Raw genomic sequence first — 20,939 nt, 5'->3', positions numbered from 1 at the left:
GCCCTCAGGCAAGCTTTAGGTAGCTATTTACTCAGGAAGAAAAAATGAAATACACACAGTGCCTGACATTAGGTTTATTAATACCAGTACTCAATACTTACGCGAACGATAGTTTTCAAAGAGCCCCTGTTAGTATTACTAAACTCACTACTGCTCCGACTATTGATGGACGTGTAAACGAAGATGAGTGGATGGGGTCAACCGTCATTGAACAATTTGTTGAATTTAGACCAGACTTGGGAAATAACCCTATATACCCGGTCAAAGCGCGTATTGCATATGATGAGTCTTACTTCTACGTTGCAGCGCAGATCTCTCAACCTCAAGAGACAATCACCGATAGAGTACTAACCCAAGGTGATAGAATTTGGGACGAAGATTATTTTGGCATTACATTAGACACTAACTTTGATAAACGAGACGCCTACTTATTTCATGTGACGCCATCGGGTGTTAGAGAAGACGGCCTCGTTGATGGCACTCAATATATCGGTGAGTGGAGTACCATTTGGTACGCTAAAACTCAACGGACTGAAGATGGCTGGAGTGTTGAGATGGCTATTCCAATGCAATCAGTCTCATTTGATCCAACAAAAAGCAATTGGGGATTACAGTTAAGACACAAATTATCAAAGCCCTACAAACAAAATTTTTGGAATATTAATGACCCACAAAATGGCGGATGGACAGCCCCTCAAGTTGCTCAAATCACTGACCTTACAGGGTTAACCCAAGGAAAAGGGATTGAGTTAAAAACAGGTTTGAGCTTTAAAGATAACCTAGATGAGTCGAAATGGTCTCCGTCATTTGACGCATTTTACAAATTTACTCCAAATATTACGGGCGTATTAACCGTAAACACCGACTTTTCAGGCACAGACGTGGATGAAGTCGACATTAATATGACGCGTTTTAATCAATTTTTTGCTGAAAAAAGAGATTTCTTCCTACAAGACAGTCAAGTATTTAGTTTTGGAGATTTTAACAACCATGACTATAACGGCATGCCATTTTATTCACGCACCATTGGCCAAGGGCCGCAAAGTGGCGTACTAGACATCGATTGGGGAACCAAGCTCACCGGACAAGTTGGCGCAACGAGCTTTGGTTTACTAAGCGTCAGTCAAAGCACCGATGGACAACCTGACGAAAAAACCCAACTGACAGTAAGCCGCGTAAAACATCAGTTTGGAGAAAGCCACCAAGTTGGCGCAATAATCACAGACGGTAGTGCGAACAACCGCGGCAAAGATCAACTCTATGGTTTAGATTACCGATATGAAAGTGATATATTCAACGACCAACAGATACGAGCGTACGCTTGGTATCAAGAAACACAAAAACAATACGCGACTCAAGATACCAAAGCGTATGGAATGCAAATTACACTACCAAACGACAAAGTTTACTTAAGCACGATATATCGCTATTTAGGTGAAGACTTTAAACCATCCCTTGGTTTTGTTAACCGAAATGGTATTAATTACTATGAACTTGTCAGCCATTATAGAAGCCGCCCGCAAACGGGTTGGCTCAGTGACTATATTAATTACTATCAAGTAAACTACCACTATTTTCAACGCAACGATGTTGACAATAATTGGCTCAGCAAAGAATACGTAATTAGACCACTGCGCATTGACACTAAAGGGTCGTCTATCTTTCAAATCCAATATGTTGCGAGAAAAGAGCGATTAAAGCAACACTATGCTATGGGAAGAAACATTGGATTTGACGCCAAAGACTATCACTTTTCACAATGGGAAGCCTATTATGAGACACCGACAGATCAAACCTTTTTCGGTAACGTAAAGCTAACTTCAGGCAAGTTTTACGACAGTGATAGACAGGAAGTATTAGCAGAAGTTAACTTTAAGCCTAACAAACACGTTTTGCTTCAACTCAGTAGAAGGCATCACTATTACACACAAAATATTTTGAGTGAAAACATGTACAGTACGCGTTTTAAAGCCAATATTGCGTTTAATGGCGAGTGGTCATGGAATACGTTAATTCAACACAACACAAAGGCTGATAATTTATCCGTTTTTAGTCGGTTGCGATACCAAAGCGCACCAGATGAGTTATATCAATTAAGTATCAACAAGGGATATGACTTAGATGAGGGATGGCACGAACGCAAAACGACCTTTGACGAAAAGACCATAAAACTGAATTACATAAATCGCTGGTAAAGAGCAAAGCCCTTAGTATTGCATACTAAGGGCTTATCGATATTTAATGACTGTTAAGTGCAACATTCACAAATACGAGTGTCATCAATACCGGACAAACAAAACGCACATACTGGGCAAACCAATAGTGAGCCCCCTTACATTCAAGGCTTAACTGGTTGCCACGCTTCCATATCCAACCGACCGTAACAAAGTAAAATAAGCCCATTAGAGGCAGCTGATATTGCGTTAAAAGTGTGATAACAAGCCCAAACAACCATTCAAAGTTTACGATAATCGCACTGGACACAACGAATATCACCGCAGTAACCAACCACGTAGCTCCCTTTCGCTCCATATCATGGTTTTCGACTAAAAAAGATACCGGGATCTCAGTTGATGAAATTGTAGAGGTAACTGAAGCAATTGACATTAATACAAAAAACGTCAAGCCAACCCATAAGCCGATTGGCCCCATACTTTCAAACAACTGTGGCAAAACTGCAAAAATTAACCGCCCTTCACCAATAAGCTTGCCATCTTGGAAAACTTCTACACCATTATGTTGGGCAACGAATACCGCTGGAATGATTAACAAGCCGGCCAAAAACGCAACACCGGTATCAAGGGCGGCAACACTAAACGTTAATTTAGGTAGGTTTTCATTGGGTTTAAGATAAGAGCCATAGATCATCATACAGCCAACACCTAAGGACAATGAAAAAAACGCTTGTCCCATTGCGGCAATGATTAAGTCTGAGTCGGTAACTTTAGAAAAATCTGGTACTAAATAAGCACTAAAGCCCTCCGCTGCACCATCCAACGTCGCAATGTATCCGATAAGCGCAATCAACAACACCAACAACATTGGCATCAGGCGTCTTGACCACGTTTCAATCCCCGACTTTACACCTTTTAATATAATGCTTGCAGTTAATAGCAACATGAGCGGAGTAAAAATGAAGTTTCTAAGTGTAGAGTCGCTTTGTAAAAATACACTCGCTTGATCAAAGCCAAAAAAGCGTGCCAAAGGCTCTATTGAAAATGACAACATCCAACCTGCAACAATAGAGTAAAAGCTAAGCATAATGACTGCTCCAGCCAATCCTAAATAACCTGCGCCCGCGCCTACTCTGGGCGAGCGCTCTTTCCATGCTTGGCGTAACGCATTGACAGGGTTAGACTGAGCTTGATGCCCCAAATATAACTCTGTATAAAGCGCTGGCAGTGCTAACAAAAATATAACAATAAAGTAAACAAGCAAAAATGCCCCACCACCGTGGTTCGCTGCTTGTGTAGGAAACCCCCAAATATTACCAAGACCAACCGCAGCGCCTGCTGCAGCAAGAACGAAGCCTAGTCGGCTTTGAAAACCATCTCGCAATTGAGCCATATCAGTTTAATGTAGTTATTATTTTAGACGGCCGATTATACTTAAGTTGTTAAAAATTGCGAATAAAATAGGTCCATCGGACAAGGCTACAATTATGCGTAAAATGGAAATGCTCGATTACTGATGACGAGTTGCAGCTTTAAGTGGCACTTATATATCAGTGCCACTTAAATTAGAGTATTAGGCTGACTCTAGTAGCTGCTCGTGAATTGATTGCACAACATGATCTGAGTGTGACTGCTCAACTAAAAAACACAGATTATGTTTACTTGCGCCATGGCAAATTAAGCGAATATCAAACTCACTCAATACCTTCATCAAGTTCATTTCGTGTTGCTTCAACTGTATCTCAGAACCAATCAATGCAACGAGTGTTAAGTTATTCTCAACTGTCACATGACAAAACTCACTGAGTTCATCTAGACACGCTTGGTCTAATTCAGGTCGAGATGCGTTTTGAGCATTGTCTAGGGTAATTGCTACACTGATCTCGGATGTTGTGACCAAATCAACAGAAATATTGTAAGCACTGAGTATCGTAAATATTCTTGCCAAAAATCCACTTGCCAATAACATTTCCGGACTTTTAAGTGTAAGTAAAATCTGGCTTTTACGCTGTGTCACAGCTCTAATACCTGGCGCTGTAGATTTTTCACGTTCAATCCATGTACCGCCCGCTTGAGGATCCCTACTCGAACCAACGAACACTGAAATACCACTGCGACTTGCTGGTAAGATTGTTGCGGGGTGCAACACTTTTGCACCAAATGTTGCCATTTCGGCAGCCTCGTCAAAACTCAAACGTGCGATAGGTGATGCTTTGATACATAACCTTGGATCTGTACTAAATATGCCAACCACATCGGTCCAAATATGAATACTTTGAGCGCCAATAGCTTCTGCGAGCAAGGCTGCACTGTAATCAGAGCCGCCTCTTCCTAAGGTTGTTGTCTGTCCATAGGCATCACTGCCAATAAAGCCTTGTGTAACTAACACTTTGTCGCTAAGTAACGGTACCAAATGCTGTTTAGATGCCGTTTCTGTAGCGGAAATATCAGGTGTTGCTTTACCAAACTTGTTGTCGGTTTTTAATACCTTGCGCACATCAAAACGCTCTGCTTGTATCCCCAAATTACGAAGTACCTGAGTAAACAAGAAGGATGACAAACGCTCCCCAAAACTGAGCATCTCGTCGCATTGTTGCGCACTTAATGCGGGCAATGCTGCCAATGCTTTAAACTCGGATATTGTTAAATCAAAGCCACACGCTAAGTCTTCGTCTAACTCTAATTGAGCAAGAATTGCATCTTGTATGTCAATAACAGACTGCACCAATTGCTTACGCTGTGATTCGTCTGCTTTTTGTTGCGTTAAGGTAACTAAATGATTGGTAACACCTGCACTTGCACTGACGACAACCACCCTAACTTGCGTGTTATCGTTAATAATTTGCGCACAGCGATGCATGGCTGGATAATCTGCGACACTGGTTCCGCCAAACTTTGCGACTGTGTACTGCGAGTTCATGATCTCTCCTTTTGATTGCTCAACTAGCAACCATAAAAAACAGGAGAACTTGGCAATTAAGGTACTGAAGATGTTTGAATAGACCTCTGCCAGAAGCTCTCCACCAATAACGGTGACAGTTCCGAGGATTCAGCCTCGTAAACCGAAAAGTTATCGCGACGTACAATAACTTTCCTCGGCGAATACTTCCCTCTTTAATGGTCTTCGGCTTTCGTCACCTACCATTAAATACCTAAGCATCGCACCTCTTCTGCTTATTTTGCCTTGATTAAGCTGAATCGAAGCAAAATAAAAGCCCACTGTGTCTCAGTGGGCCGATAGAAAATATCTTTTAGCCGTCTAGGAGTCAAGTTTTAATTATCGAAACGCTTAATTACTTGAATATCTAGACAAGCAACGCATTAAATATACTGACCTGACAAATAGGCACCAGCGTATCCAATTGTATAAGCAATTAGCAAATACAGCGACATTCTTAAATAGCTCATAAACGTTAAAGCTTTGACTTTACTCATTGCGATAATACCCGCAGCCGACCCTATCACAAGCATCGAGCCACCTACACCGGTTGCATAAGTAAACATCAACCACTGCTGCGCTGTCATTGTGATATCTGCTTTTAGCAACGCAGCGGTTAATGGTACATTATCAACGGCAGCAGATAGCAGTCCCATCAGATAATTTGCATACTCTGGGCTCATGTAAACATATAACTCTGTAAACATGTTCAGTACACCAACCTCCTTGAGTGCACCAACGAGTAAAAGTACACCAACAAAAAACAGTAACGTGTCGTATTCGATTTCTCTTATATAGTCGATGATTTTTTTGTTTACGTCTTTTTTGCGCATTAAAAATTGTGCAACTAAAAACATAAACGACAACCCAAATAAGAAAGTCAACAATGGTGGAACTTTATACTGAACGCTCAAAAACAGCGTTGCAAAAATGGTCGACATAAAGATAACCGCTATGGTGATATCTGTTTTCTCAATTCTTCTAGGTTCATTTTTATTAAATTCTAGTGTTTTATTCATGCCAATTGATAACATTGCAGCGAGCGCAATTACACTCACCAAAGCGGGTGCTATCAACAGTAAGAGATCTGGAATGGTGACCTTATCTGCTAGAAAAATCATCAAAGTTGTAACATCACCAGTGATGAGTGATACCCCACCACTGTTAACACTAAATATTATCAAGGTTGCATACTTAATTAGCTTTTTGGGGTCGAGCTTTAGCGACATTACAACAGCAAGAGAAATCAAGGTTGCTGTGATATTATCCGAGATAGAAGAAAACACAAAAGCTGATATACCTACTAGAAACATTAGCTTACGTTCACTTATTTGCGCTGGCATAACGCGGTGAACGATATTTTGAATAAAGCCTTTGGAATTCAAATATGCGACAAACGTCATAGCCGCCATCAAGAATAACCATAGAGTCGCAATTTCAAGAATGTTATGATCTAGTTGATGTTGTACAGTTTCTGGGCTTTGCCCATGAATTGGAGATATAAAAGCGATAATCCAACATAAAGTACCAAAAAAAAGGGTAGTTTTGGCCTTGTTTACATGGATGATATCCTCTATAACGATAAGCAAGAACGCAATCGCTATTAGGGTAAGGATAATGGGCGTAACCATATTGCGTAAACAACCTGTAAGTAAAATTAATAAAATTTGAAGGTAACGTGTAAATCGGCGCGAAGAATAGCATTTGCTGCTTGTATTCGCTACGGCTACAAGTAATTAATTTACCCTGCTTGTCATAAAATTGATACAAACTGGAAAGTTATGATCCCAGCAAAAAAAGTATTAAACACACTCAACGAACATTGGGGTGTGTTAGAGCTGCTTTTTAAACGGTTTAAAATGACCGATTTCAGCCTAAAAGACGTTCAAAACGTTATAAAACATAAAAACCCGCAATGGACCAGCGAACGGATTTTTAAAGAGACAAACCGTCTACTAAATCAAGAGATTATTATACCATTAGCTAAATCATCTCAATTGGAAATCAACCGAGCGATTGCTGATTTTGCCAGTTTCTTGTTACAGGAAGAAGATCTCGGCTTAGCCGAAGAAATTACCGTACTTGTAAAAGATCTAGAACGGCTTGGTTTGCGGTTACAGCAAGCTGGCGATGAGGGCGATTTTAGCGAACTTAGACGCTTTAACCGCATCATGGACGAACGAGTTCGAAAAATTGTTAAATTGTTTCAGCATAACGAAAGTGCAATATTCAATCTTGTTGAACAAGCTAAATCCGATAACAGCAATATCTCTCTACAAAAACGCTACGCCGCCGTCATTGAAGCCTTTGACGAATACATCGAGCCAATGTTAGAAATGGTAGATATTCGTGGTGAGTTTCACGCCTGTTTTTCAGTTATTGAGCTTCAGATAAGTAACCAGATAGACAGCATCGAAATGTTTGGCCGCGGTACACAAGACAAGCGAATGCTAGAGCAATTGCGTACAAGGATACTAGAGATGCACCTTGTGGGTCGTGAAAGTTTGCGCAAAAGTGCAGACATGCTAATGCCACTACGAGAAGAGCTACGTCGCAACACGCTCATAACCCGTCAAGCAGCAAAAGTACTCGGACTGGTTAGAAAAAATGGTGTCGACAGAATGTTAGCGCCCGTGCAGCCTGAGTATGTATCAGATATTCAGCGATTTTCACTTGGTCAACAGCGACATATGGTGGCTTATATGGCTGGCTTATCGCAGTTTGAGCATGAAGATTACCAATTGCCTGATCAGACCGATGTACCAGCTTATCAAAGTCCAAACATACCTGATTACAACGATGTGCGCGCTTCGTTTGCTCAGCGCTTCACCAAAAATGCAAATAAGAGCCATGCTTTATTGGGCTTTTTAAGCGAACAATACCCAAGCCTTGACGCCGATGAAATGCTGTTTTTATATCAAAAGCTTATCAGCGACGAGCAATTTGAATTACATCAAGACACCGAGCGGGCGAAAGTGAGCATTGCTGATCACACTTTTGCACTTTACCCGTTCAACGCAAGTAAATTACAAGAAACACACAATGACGCAGATTAATTTATCCGAACTCAGTGAGTTGCAAGCCATCAATAAAAAATTGGTGAGCGGTTACCACATTAGTGAACAAGACACCACGCTTTGGCAGCAGTTAGATCAAAATATCGACGCTTACCAAGCTCTTTTTACTGCATTGGGCCATGATCTACAACATGACGGCCGTGGCTTTTATTATTTAGCCAGTGATGAAAGTACCCCTAATATGGGGAAAATATCTCGAGCAATCGCTTTAACAGTGTTTATCTTAATCGAGCATTACGCAAACCAAGGTAAAGACCCACTAAAAGCCTTATTTGATGAAGTTGCAGACTTAGAGCTGATGCAAACAGTCGTTCAGCTAAACAAGCATTTATTTGATCAGCTAGAGATTTTCTCTGGTTCAGATTTAAGAAAAGATGTTTATCTACGTATGGTAAGGCTAGGACTGGCTAAAGAAGTTGAACAAGGTTTTATGCATTTAGCACCTGTCTATCGTTATATCGATGCGCTTATGGAAGTGAACGACGACAGTTTTGACACGCTTGAGGATGATGTATGAATAAGTTATATGGCTTAAGTAAGCTAGCATTATTAAACACTGCGGGTTATGCAAAATGTGTTATCCCGCTCGATAAAAGTGCCTCAATATGTGCGCCGAACAACACAGGTAAAAGCTCTGTCATAAATGCGCTGCAGTTCCCCTTAATAAATGATTTGCGCCTAACTGAATGGGATGGTCATGACTTAGAAGAAACTCGAAAATTTTATTTTTCGACTGACCAGTCGTACATTCTTCTTGAGGCAAACCTGCCACACGGTGATGTTGTTATCGGCGTTGCTGGGCTTGGAAAAATAGCGGGCTTTGCCCATCAATTTTTCTGCTATCCAGGAAAATTAAGCCTCGATGACTTTACCCAAGAAAAAAGCATCATCAAATATACTAAGTTATTTAAACATCTAGAAGCGCAAGGTAAAAAGCCTATTGAGCTCAAAGCACAAGAGCTAAACGCCCTACTCACTGGCGGCGCGACGCCCTTTGATGGCGATGTGAATCTAAAAATGATCCCGCTAAATAATGTTCAAGATGCGGCAATTTATAAAGAAATTTTTCGCCGCATTTTGAATTTGCATAAGCTAGGCGCAAATGATGTAAAACGCTTTATGCTGCGCGTATTTGAACGTCATATGTCTAACTCTAAAGTAGATTTTTATGAAGTGTGGCGCCGCGCATTTGACAAAGTAAACCGCTCGCGCCGTGAACTCAATGCCCTTGAATCAATGCAAGAGCCAATAGCTGCGCTCGAAGCCATGCTAGATAGCGAAGCAACCATCAAAGGTAAGTTAGCAGCTTACGCGCCTAAAATTGACGTTGCACTTGTAGAATATGAGCAATATCAACAAGAGCTAATGAGCGAATTGAGTGTTCAATTAGAAGATATCGAGCAAGAAAAGCACGACTTTGAACAAAAGCAACAATTATACTTACAACAATCTAGAGATATTGAGCGACGTCAAACACAGATTGAACAGTGGTTTACTGACTTTTATGCGCTGAAAACTGAATTTGAACTCACTAATCACGCAACGCTTAAAACTAATTTGCAGTTACTTAAAAAAGAATATGAGCAACTGTCATTTTCAATTAATAGCGCGCAAGGTCAGAGCTTACATACTCTTGATTATCGTATTAATGAAACCCAAAAGCAGATCAAAAGCCTAAAACTGCAGCTTAAAAACTTAGAGTTTAATTTGTTCACGCGCATGCGCGAGGACTTATCGCTCAAAGAAGTTGAAGAGATATCGCGTATTTTGAACCCTGATTTATTGTCTTTTGCGACGACTAATCAAGGTGATATCACGATTACCGATGAAGATGCTTTTGGCGGCTTCTTAGAATTACTATCAGCAAGTGTTAAGGGGGGTGAGCTAACCCTACCCGGCGCAACAATAAAGCTCAAAAAACTGAGCCCAGTGCAAATGCAAAGTGGCGAAAACAAAGAGCAACTTAAGGCACAACTTGATGCCCTGCAGCAGTCTTTAGTTGAGTTTAAGCAACAGCGTGAAGTTGCTGCAAACGTAGCTCAAAAACAACAAGAAAGAGATGCGCTTTATGATGAGCTTATGGCACTTGAGGCGGCGCTAAAACGTTTTGAACAATATCAAACTATGTTGCAATCGGTCGAAGCGCAGGAGTTGCTGCGCGAACAATTAAATGCGGAGCGTGAGCAGGTAGACGAATACTTGCAAGATGTGCAACGTAATGCAGGCTCTATTTCTGACCGACGCTCTATTATAAAAAGCAAGCAAGATTTATTAACTCGCCAAAGTGACCGTTTACGTCAAGTTAAATCAGAGCGTATTGATCACACATTAGATATTTATAACGGCAAGCAAACCCCCTACCCAATTGACGTTAAACTCGACTTTGATAACCTCGCTGAAGTAGTACACCAGTTCAATAAAGAGTGTAATGAACTGCGAAACTTAAGTGTTAACGTGCGTAATACTTATTTGCACATCTATAACGCAGGTATCACTAAGTTTGATAATGAGAGTGATGAAAATAGTAAATATGCCAAGCTTATCAGCGCTTATCATAACCTTGATAACGAGCGTGACGCCGTTGACCGCCAAGCTCGCGTTGCACTTACTGAAGTTGCCGCAACGATTAAAGGGTTGCGTGAAGATCTTGATAGACTTCGCCGTGAAATGAATAGCTTTAACAAAGGCATAAGTCAGCATCGTATATCAAATTTACAGTCATTTAAGATTAATATTATCCCTCGTAAAATGCTTATCGATAGTATTGATACCATTATTAGCACGTCTGATAACTATGAAAAAGGCGATAATTTCGATTTGTTGTCGGTTCAGCCAAGTGATGAAAAAGCACTAAACGATGCTAAAGATCATTTAATTAAATTGGCCAGCGATAAAGCTGGGCTTACGTTAACAGACTTATTTGATATTCGCTTTGAAGTGGTAAACCGCGCTGGCGAAAAAGAGCATTTTGATAAAATTGATTCAGCAGGCTCAAACGGTACTCGTATCACCATTAAGTTATTATGTGGTATGTTATTTATACGCTATTTGCTTTCTGATCAAGAACAAACGCTGTATCGTATTCCTATCTACATCGACGAAGCGGCTGACATTGATCCACAAAACCAAAAAGCCATCATTGAGACGGCGCTAAGCTTTGGCTTTGTGCCCATATTTGCGTCAGTTAAACCGCAAATTAGCTGTGATTATATTGTACCTATACGTAGCGTAAAAAATGGTAGTCAAAACTGGGTAGATGAAAAAGACTGGATTGAAGTGGAACATAATACCGCTCAAGCAGTCTGATCTTTAAAGGTTTGATAAGAATACCCAGCGGACGTTGATAACCCGCTGGGCCAAGGAGACTTAACATGTTCAAACATATTGTATTAACATCACTATTGCTGCTAATCAGTGCCTGCTCATCATCGCCTGATTGGGATTATGATAAGTCGGTTGAATTTGGTAATTATAAAACCTTTGCTTGGGCGCCAGATGCAAAACTTCAAGCCAGCGCAAGTGACTATCAAATCAATGAGTTGATGGAAAAACGTGTTCGGGCAGCCATTGCACAAACATTGTCAAGCCAAGGTATTACATTGGTTGAGCAAGCAAATGCCGACATGCTAATTAACTATCATGCGTCGGTTGAGAGTAAAATTGAAGCCGACACACTCAATACCAGCTATGGCGTACGCTGGAACTACTGGGGTTGGGGTGTGCAAACCCATACCACAACCAGAGAGTATGATGTTGGTACACTAGTGATTGATGTGATTGACAATACATCTAAACAATTAGTGTGGCGCGGAGCGAAAGAAGGTCGGTTGCGCAACAAGCAAACACCTGAGCAAAGAGAAGCATCTATCAACAAAACCGTTGCTGACATATTGCAAAACTTCCCACCAAAAGTGCAGCACTAAGAATCTGAGTTAAGAATCGAGAGCCAAGCCTAGCTTGGCTTTTTTGTATTCTAGGATCATAAAGAAGCTAGTTGGGTGGCGCCTTCGGCTTAACCGACCTACCTTTTATGTAGGTCGGCATAAGGCGCTCAGCGCCGCCATCCGACAAAAGTTATAATATTCACTTTGAAACGACCCGACTTACCGCGTTGTTCCTGTGACCTAAATCCAAATATTCCACCTAAAACCGTAACGAATCCGACTTTAAGGCCTTGTTAGCACTCGTTATTTACTGGTAGCTAAGCGAGTTGCTAAACCTAAAAAGATAAAGCCTAATAGCCCATCTATGTGGCGGCCTAAGTTAAACTTTTTACTAACTAATTTACCAAATTGGCTAAATGCTACTGAAAATGCACAGTTTACTAATAAAACAAAACTACTAAGCAAAACACCAAGTACTAAAATTTGGACTGAAAGTGAGCCTGTTCCCGTTATAAATTGAGGTAAAAACAGACTAAAAAATAATAAAGCCTTTGGGTTAAGCAGGTTATTTAAGAACCCCTTATTTATCAAGCTTAAGCTGGTTAAATTTTCACTACTAGATTGAGTGCTGGAGGTTTGTTGATTATTGCGGTACCAACTGCCTAACATTTTTATACCCAAGTAACTCAAATATAAGGCACCAAAAATTTTTATAGCATACGCAAAGATAGGCATTGATTGCATCAATTGCCCTAAGCCTAAAGCCACGAGTAAAGTTTGTAGAATACCGGCGAAAAAGACACCAATAGCCACCATGAATCCCGCTTGAAAGCCCTTCGTCGAAGAGTAAGTAGAAATAAGAACTAAATCTGGGCCAGGTGATATGGCCAGAAAGAAAATTGCAGTGAAAAATATAGGTAAAATTGAAAAATCTATCATCCAGGTATCTCGATATTCATTTAGAGTGCTAACAGCTTATTCTGTCCCACTTTGGTAGTTTATAACACACCAAAGCGGCTCATATTACATACCTTCATAATTCCACTGATAATTGCTATTGTAAACAGGCATATAACAAGGCGGAAAATTCCAGTTTGTCACTTTACCCCAAAACGACGAGTAATAATGTTATAGGACAAAATTAGGACTTTGTATAAAAGCAGCATAACTTTGATCTCTACCAACGTCCTTTCTTCGTTGGTAACTGCCTTTCAGATAAAATCTAAACTTTTCTACAAAACTGTTGGATGAGATCAGAGTCACTGTCTGTGAACAGCGTTAGTTCCACTTTTCATTTCATTTAAGAGTCGTGATAACTGCATCACCTGTAGACGTATATTGGATCTTCATCCTGTAAGCGTTTCTAGCTCATTTAGGATGGTGATCGCTTCAGATGAATTATTCCCACATACCCACGGTGTGGCTTTAAAGTCGTGGCACACTTTGGGGCGTTCTGGTTTACCAAATAATTTGCACAAGTTGTCATCTGTGAGGTTTTTACAACGCTCACCTGCTGGTTTGCCTTCTGGGTGGTTGGGAAAGCTAGAACTGATACTTGGTGCGATGCAGCAAGCACCACAATGAAGACGACACTCCACACATTACCTCATCTATAATTGACATAACGCGTAGTGTATCACTTTTGCTGTCTATTTCGAAAACGCTTAATTTGATTTTACAAACCCGCCCTGCGCACGGACCGATTTAATCGCTTCATCGAGCTGCTTGACGATAGCTCGATGCTTTTTGTGTAACAGGTGATAGCCAATTTTTTGTTGTATAAAGAAGTGATTTGGGTAATTGGACAGGGCATCTTTGGTGTAATCATCAAACACAACAATGGCATAATCGACTTTATCTTGACTAAATATTTTAAGAAGTGTTTCAAAACTTGAAAACTCAACAAGACTGATAGTGCTGCCGGATAATAGCTCTTTATAAAACTCTTTTGCTGCAATTAACCCTAAGGAACGATTGGCATTTTTAAGTACCGATAGATCACATTGCAACTTTGGCTGGCAAAGCAGAACAACGTCAATTTGACTTATTGGTGTTGGTACAACAATGATATTTTTATAGGCGTCAACAAACTCTAACGATTTGGCAGTATCTGCGTCTATTAAGCCTTGATCTAATAGCTTTAACGCACGCTTATCATTTATCAATTCAAATTTTGGTTCGATACCTATCTTACGATACGCTTGATCCAACAACGGCACGTAGTAATGAATGATACCCTTGTGCTCCACATAGCTGATTACAAACCTTGTGTCCTCTTGTTTTACTGCTTGCGCAAACAGGCTGCATGACAAAAACAACAACAGAATGGCACTATACTTCATGCAAACTCTTAATTTCCTCGATTGAAAATAGTTATTGAATCAATAATTAAAGCATAGCCTAATTTCTCAACGTGAAAATAAGCGATTTTTATAGCGTCTGAACTACTAGATCTAAACATGCATTATTATAAATATGCCGCCTAAACTGCGTGGCATATTTTTGCTATGGTTGCGCGACCTCTTCAAGTGGGATGTGTGCACTTGCTGTTGGGCTACGATATACTGGTTCTTTCTTAGTTTCCTTATTTGTCTTTTCTGTTGCTTCTTTAGCATCTTTTGCGTGTGACACAGCAGGCAAAGACGGACCAAGACTATTATCAGTATTCAAAATTAACGGCAGCCCATCTTTGCCGCCCCCTATCACTACTACCTTGGCGTTATTTGACTTGGCGAGCTCTATTGTCGCTTCAATACCGCGCCATCTCAAATAGGTTTCAGAAATGCCACCGCTAACTGTTTTTTGAAAGGCCGCAATGCCTTTAGCTTCAGTTTCTTTACGCAAAGCCTCTTTTTCTGCAACCTCTAAACGCATATCGTATTCCTGCTGCAGATAATGCTGATTTACTTTGGCAATGATGGCGTTATGTACTTTTTCTGGTACATTCACACTGCGAATTAATACGTCATCAAGGTTAACTAATGCGTGGCCTTTCATGTCTTCGGCTATTCCCTTGAGAATCGTTTGCTCTTGGAGTTTAAGCTCATTTAAAACTTTTCCCAATAATTGCTCCTGTACATCCATTCTTTGTGAACCATATACCTCCTCAGCTGTGTAATTAGACACAATAACTCTCACCGCTGAGCTGACCTCAGGAATTACCATTTCATTCATATAATCTTTGCCCACCAGTTGATGTAAAAACGGGATATGATCAACAACCGGGCGATAACGAACTGTGACATCGAGCGTTATGCGTAAACCTTGATTTGTAATAGCATGTATTTCTCTATCAGCTGTTTGGAAACGGCTAGAGTAAATTGTGAGCTTATCCCATGGCATAACCAACACGGTACCTTCGGTAAATGGTTTATCAAGGTAGGTACCGCCACCTAATCTCTTCCAAAGCACCCCCACCTCACCAGAATCTACTTTGATAAAAACAACTGGCACCAATGCCACAACCAAAAACATAACAATTAAGAGTGTCACGCCCGCTCTAAAGCGCCATGAGATAATACGTTTACGTAACTTTGGATAATGGCGCTTTAATATTCGCATCACGATATTGGAGATAATTATCACCAAACATAATGCACCTAAAACTAACAGCCCGATATCTGGTGGGATAATAATATTCATGAAGACACTCCCTCATTCTCTGCCATGCTATGGTCCATTAATTGCCCTTCTACCATTTTTAAGTGTACATCTGCTAAATGGAAATATGCATCATCATGAGTAATCGCGATTACAGTATTACCACGTTCTTTTAGCTTAGGTAAAACCTGCTCGTAAAACTTACGCCTAAAAATTGGATCTTGATCTGCTGCCCATTCATCAAAAATATAAATAGGCCGATTTTCTAGAATAGTACTCAATAACGCTAGCCGTTTTCTTTGTCCGGATGACAGTGCAACGGTTGAAAATTCGCTGTTTTCTACACTCACCTTGTTGTTCATTTCTAAAAAAACTAACCAGTCATCTATCTCTTGCGCAGACCCCACACGGATCCCATACAGTTGTTTAAATAAATGAAAATCTGAAAACACCGCTGTAAACAAACTTCGATATGCATCGAGTTCATTATTTGTCACGCTCTGACCATCAAGCAATATTTGCCCTGCCTGTAGTTCATATAACCCCGTTAACATGCGGATAAATGTCGTTTTTCCACTACCATTACCACCAGTAACAAATGTTATTTGACCGGGTTTAATCGTTAAATCTACAGGCCCAACAAAAAACGGACGCTCTCCAGCAGGACGATTATGCTGGTAATAAGCACCTTCAAGTTTTATTTCTTTAAATTCATACACCTCTTTTGGTGTACTATCGTTAGATTTTCGTGCTTTTTGCGTCGCAAGTTTAAGCTCGCTTTCTAACTCAAGCACATTATTGGCAGCTTCTGTTGCGGTCGTATAAATTGGGATGCCGCCAACAATACTGGTTATTGGCCCGATTAGAAATAGAGAAGCGGTTGTTACTTTTATCACAACATCTGTATATATATTCGATAATAAAGGAACAATAAAAACCATCGCCCCTGTTGCTGCAAAAAAAGTAATTTGAGATAAAACAAAGTCAGTAGCAAATAATGTTTGAGTTTTTGTTTTTGCGTTTCTAGCTCTCGTTGAGTCAGATACAAATTCCTTTTCTAAATCATCAGCTCTAGGATTGCTTAACTTAACCTCTTTAAAGCCATCCAGCAAATCAGATAACCTTTGAATAAGCATATTTTCGCTTTCAAACGATAACTTCATATTTTTTTGTATTTCGTTTGCACGTAACCGATGAATACTCGCACCGAGCATAATTAACACTGAAATTACCAAAAACGCCACAAAAGAGTGATAAGCAATATAAAGGGAAGTGAAAAAAACCAATGTGATTGACTGGCCAATAATGACAAAGAGCTGAGCCGATTGAGAAATCGTTTGCAACTCTTTACTTAACGTATTGAATATTCGCTCTTTGCCAATTTTTTCTAGGGTTGAAAGCTCAGTATATCGAACACATTCAAACAACTCGACGCGCAGCCCTGAAATTGCCTTCTCAACAGTTCGCGCAGCTTTCGTCATCAAGCGCTGTTGAGTGAAACCGTAAATTGCGATTGTTAAGCTAAATAGCACTAAATAATAGAGAATGTGATTTTCTCTATTTATGTCCGAGATGTTCTCTGCAACATTATTGATTAGGGCAAGTACCAGTGCATTTGCTAAACCAGAAATACATCCTAGTGCGACGAAGTTGCGCTTCTTTATTTTTATGTTTCGACTTATTAAATCGTATAATACCATTTGATCTTCTTTATTATTGTTGCGTCGTTAAACTTTATTTACAAATCGCTTTTATTTTCGCGTCAGAAACACTGGTGTTAATTATTGAAAAAATAATAACTCATGAATTTACTCTTCCTCATCCTCTATCGGTTCCCTACGCTTAGCTAAAAACAGTATTAGTAGCCCCGCTAATGGTGTAAATACCAGTGAGATCAGAAAAAAGCCAACGGGCCCAGCAAAAGTATGACGCCCCCAGTAACCAGACAACATGCATAAAGCCAAATAAAGAATTACCAACATAATCCATCTCCTTAGTTATCAGTCAGAACAAATAAACCAGCAGATGCCTGCTGGTTTATCAAGTTACTACTAGCTAGCAGCATTCACTTGTGTATCTGCGTTGTCTTTGTTTTTTCTATACTTTGCTGCAACCTCAGAGACGTCATCCTTAATACTGGAAAGGTTAACGTCTAATAAAGTTCCACCATGTTCAAAGTGTCGAATAAACGTTGTACCTACAGCATGTGAAGATGCTGCCGATACGACAGGCATAAACGCCAGTGCGCTCAACGTGCCAAGTACAGGAACAGCTTTCAAAAAGCTGCTTAAACCAGCGCCACCCAAAGTTTGTGGAAACGAACCACCAATAACGGCTGAGATCGTACCGCGTAGTTTGTTTTCACTATATGATTGGCCATACACTTTTGCGATTTCACCAATCATTTTTATTTGAATGCCAGTCAAAGCTACTAAGTCAACCGCTGGAATAGGTATTAGACCACTTCCAAACGACCACTTGGTATACTTATCGACAATTAGCTGCGCTTGAGCTTCGCGATTGTCAGCCTCTGCATGATTTACATCTTGCTCAGCACTTGGCTCGCTCGCTTTCTCTTCCTTCGCTGTTTTTGTCGCTGTCATATTAAGTCCTCTATGATTTAGAATTAAACAGTTGTTAAACATATCAAGCCACAACAAAGCTGGTTAAAGCTTAGTCGTTAACTTGCCCTTTTTCACTTTCTAACTTTATGAGCTAAAAAGTAATTCTTATTTTGATCGGTTAAAAACTCAAAAAGCGAAAACGAAATACAACTGCTCTATTTCCTTTTCTCATAGACTTTCACAATCTCTTACGCGTCATTCAACACACTTTGACAAGCGGTGCTACGGTGTTTGTCGCTATAAAAAATTATGTTCCTAATTTCACTTGATATACAGTCTGATTCCGTACCCGTTTTTACATAGTTACTAAACACCATGACTGACTGATCTCGCTCTATTAAACGATTAAAACTTGTCACCCACGAATACGGATAGCTCCCCGAATACTGTAAAAACTTCTCGTACTGGCGTAAGTTTGTATCATTTGGGTTCTCTGGGCAGTTAGCTACTTTGCCGTACTGGTTAGGGTCAATATAGGTAACAAACCAGCCATATCCATAGTACTCGCAGTAGTCTGAGCTTCCAGTATTAGAATACGGCGCAAACGCTGCAAGCTTTTGAGCTTCGTTTAAGATTTGATTGGTGTATAGCCCCTGATCCCATTTATGCATATCTTCAACCGTAGAGTACATATCGCCTGCTGAATACAAAACCAGTGGATTGCTATATGGATTGACTAAAATATCTTCGTACGGCGCTTGACCCCCCGTTAACGGAGGACGGCCATTTGCTAAAGGCAGATATTGATTTTGATTGTAAATATAGCCTGTGGTCATGTGGCTATAAATACCGAGTGGACTAAATGAACCACTATCGTTCATAGCCAGTGTATCTAAAATATGTTCCCTCAAAAGGTTTTCAAACCAATACTCTCTTGAGATGTCGCCTTGTTTTCCCGCTGCCAACTGCTCGATAATATTGCCGACAAGGTAATAGTTACAATTACTATATTCGTATTTAGAGCCGGGAGTAAAAGAGGGTTTATCGCTTTGAGCGCTACAGGTGCAAAATCGATTACTAAAATCTTCAGGGCCATTTAAATTTAAGTTTGTGTCATACAAAAAGGGCCGCCAGCCATAATTATCGTAGACATCTTCGTTATCGCTGTAATTATCAATACCAGAAGACATGGTCAACAAATGATGTAAGGAAACGTCCGCACACTGGTTTTTGGGATACCAAGGTAAATGATCACCTATGGTTTCTTGTCGTAAGTCTTTACCTTCTAACATCCGCATTAATATCGTTGCAGCAAACGCTTTGGTATTAGAGCCTATTCGGTACTTAGACTCTATGGTGTTATCAATGCCATATTGTATATTTTGTGGACCACAATTAGCCTGATACACCACTTTATCTTGAGCCGTTATGTAAATCGTGCCGAAAAAAACACGTTTATCACAATAATCATTGACCGTTGTTGCAATCATTTCTACCTGGCTGGCAGTAATTGTCGTGTTTTTAGCCACACTCTTTTTTTGTAAACAAGAGGCTAAGATTAAGCTAAGTAAACACAATACAGTAATTTTAAAACGTGAATGTAAAAGCCAATTCATTGTCAATGTCCTTCGATGAATGTCTATTTTTTGCTAATCACACGACCACTAACAAAATTTTGTTTAATCTTTTAAAAAATTCGTAGTTAACCCACTATCTTCGCCATGCCAACGAGTACCTTCCTCGTTCCTGTATAAGCTTGTCGACCATGGGTAAACAGCATGTTATCAAGCAATAGAATATCGTTTCTGTGCCAAGGAAAAGAAAACGTCGCATCTTTGTACACTTGGTTTATTGTTTGTATATCGTCATCCTCGATTGCACTGCCGTCGCCGTAAAAAGCATTACGAGGTAATCTCTCTTCACCAATACTTGTTCGCATTAGCTCAGAAGATTGGCCATCAATACTAGAGGCATGGAATAGGTGTGCTTGGTTAAACCAAACTTTCTCGCCCGTCTGCGGATGTTTAGCCACAGCGGGTCTTTTTTGCCGTGTTTGTAGCCGGTCATCGTGCCACTCATATTCAATGCCATTCGCGTTACAGTAGGTTTCTACCTCATGCTTGCTGTGTGTTTGAAACACTTCTTGCCAAGGCAGGTCAATATCACCGTAGTTTCTAACGTACATAACCCCCTGTTGCTCAAACTTATCGCGTAATGCGATTGGTAAGTTTTGATACACTTCACGGCTATCTGCCAGTGGCGTTGCGCCACCACTTTTAGCGGGGACCACACAGAAAAAACCCATTCGCATTGGCCATTTGTTTGAATAAGCATTTTCATTGTGTTGAAGTATGACTTGATCGCAGTGATATTCAGTTGTGGTGTATATATTGTTTCTCATCGCTGTGCGAGGAGAAGAACGATACACATATTGGCTTAAAGGCTCACCAAAAATAGTCTCTAATATCGTGCTAAATTGGTTGCTACTGACTATGTTCAGGCCACGCAACACCGCAAATCCATCATCATTTACCCACTGGTTAACCTTATCAACGTGGTTTTTTACCCACGCTAAACCGCTTTGCTTTTCAGATGAAAGGTCGTGGATCCGATGATCGATATCCGCTTGGTTTGTATCCATCTTTACTGATAGTAGTTGGTCCATTTTATTCCCATCCTTTAACTAGGTAAGGTGTACAATG

17 protein-coding genes and 1 riboswitch are annotated in these 20,939 nt (G+C 40.3%); of the genes, 5 read left to right on the top strand and 12 right to left on the bottom strand.

Translation table 11 applies throughout. From position 1 onward, the window contains the following. Positions 1–44 precede the first annotated feature (44 nt). Entirely contained in the window at positions 45–2,195 is a 2,151-nt protein-coding gene (locus tag GDK41_RS08085) for a carbohydrate binding family 9 domain-containing protein (protein WP_152085926.1), read from the top strand. Positions 2,196–2,238: 43 nt separating this feature from the next. Here the strand turns inward: GDK41_RS08085 and GDK41_RS08080 are convergent, their stop codons facing one another. From GDK41_RS08080 to nhaD, 3 genes are all read right to left on the bottom strand, one after another. After that, a complete protein-coding gene (locus tag GDK41_RS08080) occupies positions 2,239–3,567 on the bottom strand; it encodes a sodium-dependent transporter (protein ID WP_152085925.1) in 1,329 nt (442 codons plus the stop codon). Positions 3,568–3,747: 180 nt separating this feature from the next. Next, positions 3,748–5,094, bottom strand: a complete 1,347-nt coding sequence (gene lysC, locus GDK41_RS08075) for a lysine-sensitive aspartokinase 3 (RefSeq protein WP_152085924.1) — start codon at positions 5,092–5,094, stop codon at positions 3,748–3,750. 85 nt (positions 5,095–5,179) lie between these two features. Further along, positions 5,180–5,352: riboswitch (Lysine riboswitch) on the bottom strand. Positions 5,353–5,495: 143 nt separating this feature from the next. Further along, positions 5,496–6,743 (bottom strand): sodium:proton antiporter NhaD, encoded by a 1,248-nt coding sequence (gene nhaD, locus GDK41_RS08070; RefSeq protein ID WP_152085923.1) that lies wholly within the window; start codon positions 6,741–6,743, stop codon positions 5,496–5,498. Between the two features lie 150 nt (positions 6,744–6,893). Here nhaD and GDK41_RS08065 point away from each other — a divergent pair, with 150 nt between their 5' ends. From GDK41_RS08065 to GDK41_RS08050, 4 genes are all read left to right on the top strand, one after another. After that, positions 6,894–8,168, top strand: coding sequence for a hypothetical protein (locus GDK41_RS08065; RefSeq protein ID WP_152085922.1), 1,275 nt, complete (start codon positions 6,894–6,896; stop codon positions 8,166–8,168). Then, positions 8,155–8,706, top strand: coding sequence for a condensin complex protein MksE (locus tag GDK41_RS08060; protein ID WP_152085921.1), 552 nt, complete (start codon positions 8,155–8,157; stop codon positions 8,704–8,706). The genes GDK41_RS08065 and GDK41_RS08060 overlap by 14 nt, the downstream gene beginning before the upstream one ends. Continuing rightward, positions 8,703–11,495 carry an ATPase gene (locus tag GDK41_RS08055; protein ID WP_152085920.1) on the top strand — a complete coding sequence of 931 codons (2,793 nt, stop codon included), beginning with the start codon at positions 8,703–8,705 and terminating at the stop codon, positions 11,493–11,495. Before GDK41_RS08060 ends, GDK41_RS08055 begins: the two co-directional genes overlap by 4 nt. A 65-nt stretch (positions 11,496–11,560) precedes the next feature. Next, on the top strand, positions 11,561–12,112 hold the full coding sequence (locus GDK41_RS08050; protein ID WP_152085919.1) for a DUF4136 domain-containing protein: 552 nt from the start codon (positions 11,561–11,563) through the stop codon (positions 12,110–12,112). 264 nt (positions 12,113–12,376) lie between these two features. Here the strand turns inward: GDK41_RS08050 and GDK41_RS08045 are convergent, their stop codons facing one another. The 9 genes from GDK41_RS08045 to GDK41_RS08010 form a co-directional block, all read right to left on the bottom strand. Beyond that, a complete protein-coding gene (locus tag GDK41_RS08045) occupies positions 12,377–13,012 on the bottom strand; it encodes a LysE family translocator (RefSeq protein WP_152085918.1) in 636 nt (211 codons plus the stop codon). Positions 13,013–13,419: 407 nt separating this feature from the next. Continuing rightward, entirely contained in the window at positions 13,420–13,671 is a 252-nt protein-coding gene (locus tag GDK41_RS08040; RefSeq protein WP_152085917.1) for a YkgJ family cysteine cluster protein, read from the bottom strand. Between the two features lie 66 nt (positions 13,672–13,737). Then, positions 13,738–14,415 carry a hypothetical protein gene (locus GDK41_RS08035; protein ID WP_152085916.1) on the bottom strand — a complete coding sequence of 226 codons (678 nt, stop codon included), beginning with the start codon at positions 14,413–14,415 and terminating at the stop codon, positions 13,738–13,740. A 163-nt stretch (positions 14,416–14,578) separates the two neighbouring features. Continuing rightward, positions 14,579–15,715, bottom strand: coding sequence for a prohibitin family protein (locus GDK41_RS08030; protein WP_152085915.1), 1,137 nt, complete (start codon positions 15,713–15,715; stop codon positions 14,579–14,581). Beyond that, positions 15,712–17,373, bottom strand: coding sequence for a cyclic peptide export ABC transporter (locus GDK41_RS08025; protein ID WP_152085914.1), 1,662 nt, complete (start codon positions 17,371–17,373; stop codon positions 15,712–15,714). Before GDK41_RS08025 ends, GDK41_RS08030 begins: the two co-directional genes overlap by 4 nt. A gap of 108 nt (positions 17,374–17,481) precedes the next feature. Next, positions 17,482–17,655 (bottom strand): hypothetical protein, encoded by a 174-nt coding sequence (locus GDK41_RS20215; protein ID WP_172971576.1) that lies wholly within the window; start codon positions 17,653–17,655, stop codon positions 17,482–17,484. A gap of 69 nt (positions 17,656–17,724) precedes the next feature. Beyond that, the gene (locus tag GDK41_RS08020; protein WP_152085913.1) at positions 17,725–18,276 is read right to left on the bottom strand and encodes a YcjF family protein; all 552 of its coding nucleotides are present in this window, start codon (positions 18,274–18,276) and stop codon (positions 17,725–17,727) included. Positions 18,277–18,485: 209 nt separating this feature from the next. Then, positions 18,486–19,853, bottom strand: a complete 1,368-nt coding sequence (locus GDK41_RS08015) for a serine hydrolase domain-containing protein (RefSeq protein WP_152085912.1) — start codon at positions 19,851–19,853, stop codon at positions 18,486–18,488. An 86-nt stretch (positions 19,854–19,939) separates the two neighbouring features. Next, entirely contained in the window at positions 19,940–20,902 is a 963-nt protein-coding gene (locus tag GDK41_RS08010; protein ID WP_152085911.1) for a TauD/TfdA family dioxygenase, read from the bottom strand. Between the last annotated feature and the right edge of the window lie 37 nt (positions 20,903–20,939).

Source organism: Pseudoalteromonas sp. A25 (assembly GCF_009176705.1).
Taxonomy (GTDB): domain Bacteria; phylum Pseudomonadota; class Gammaproteobacteria; order Enterobacterales; family Alteromonadaceae; genus Pseudoalteromonas.
This window is presented reverse-complemented; position numbering and strand designations above follow the sequence as displayed.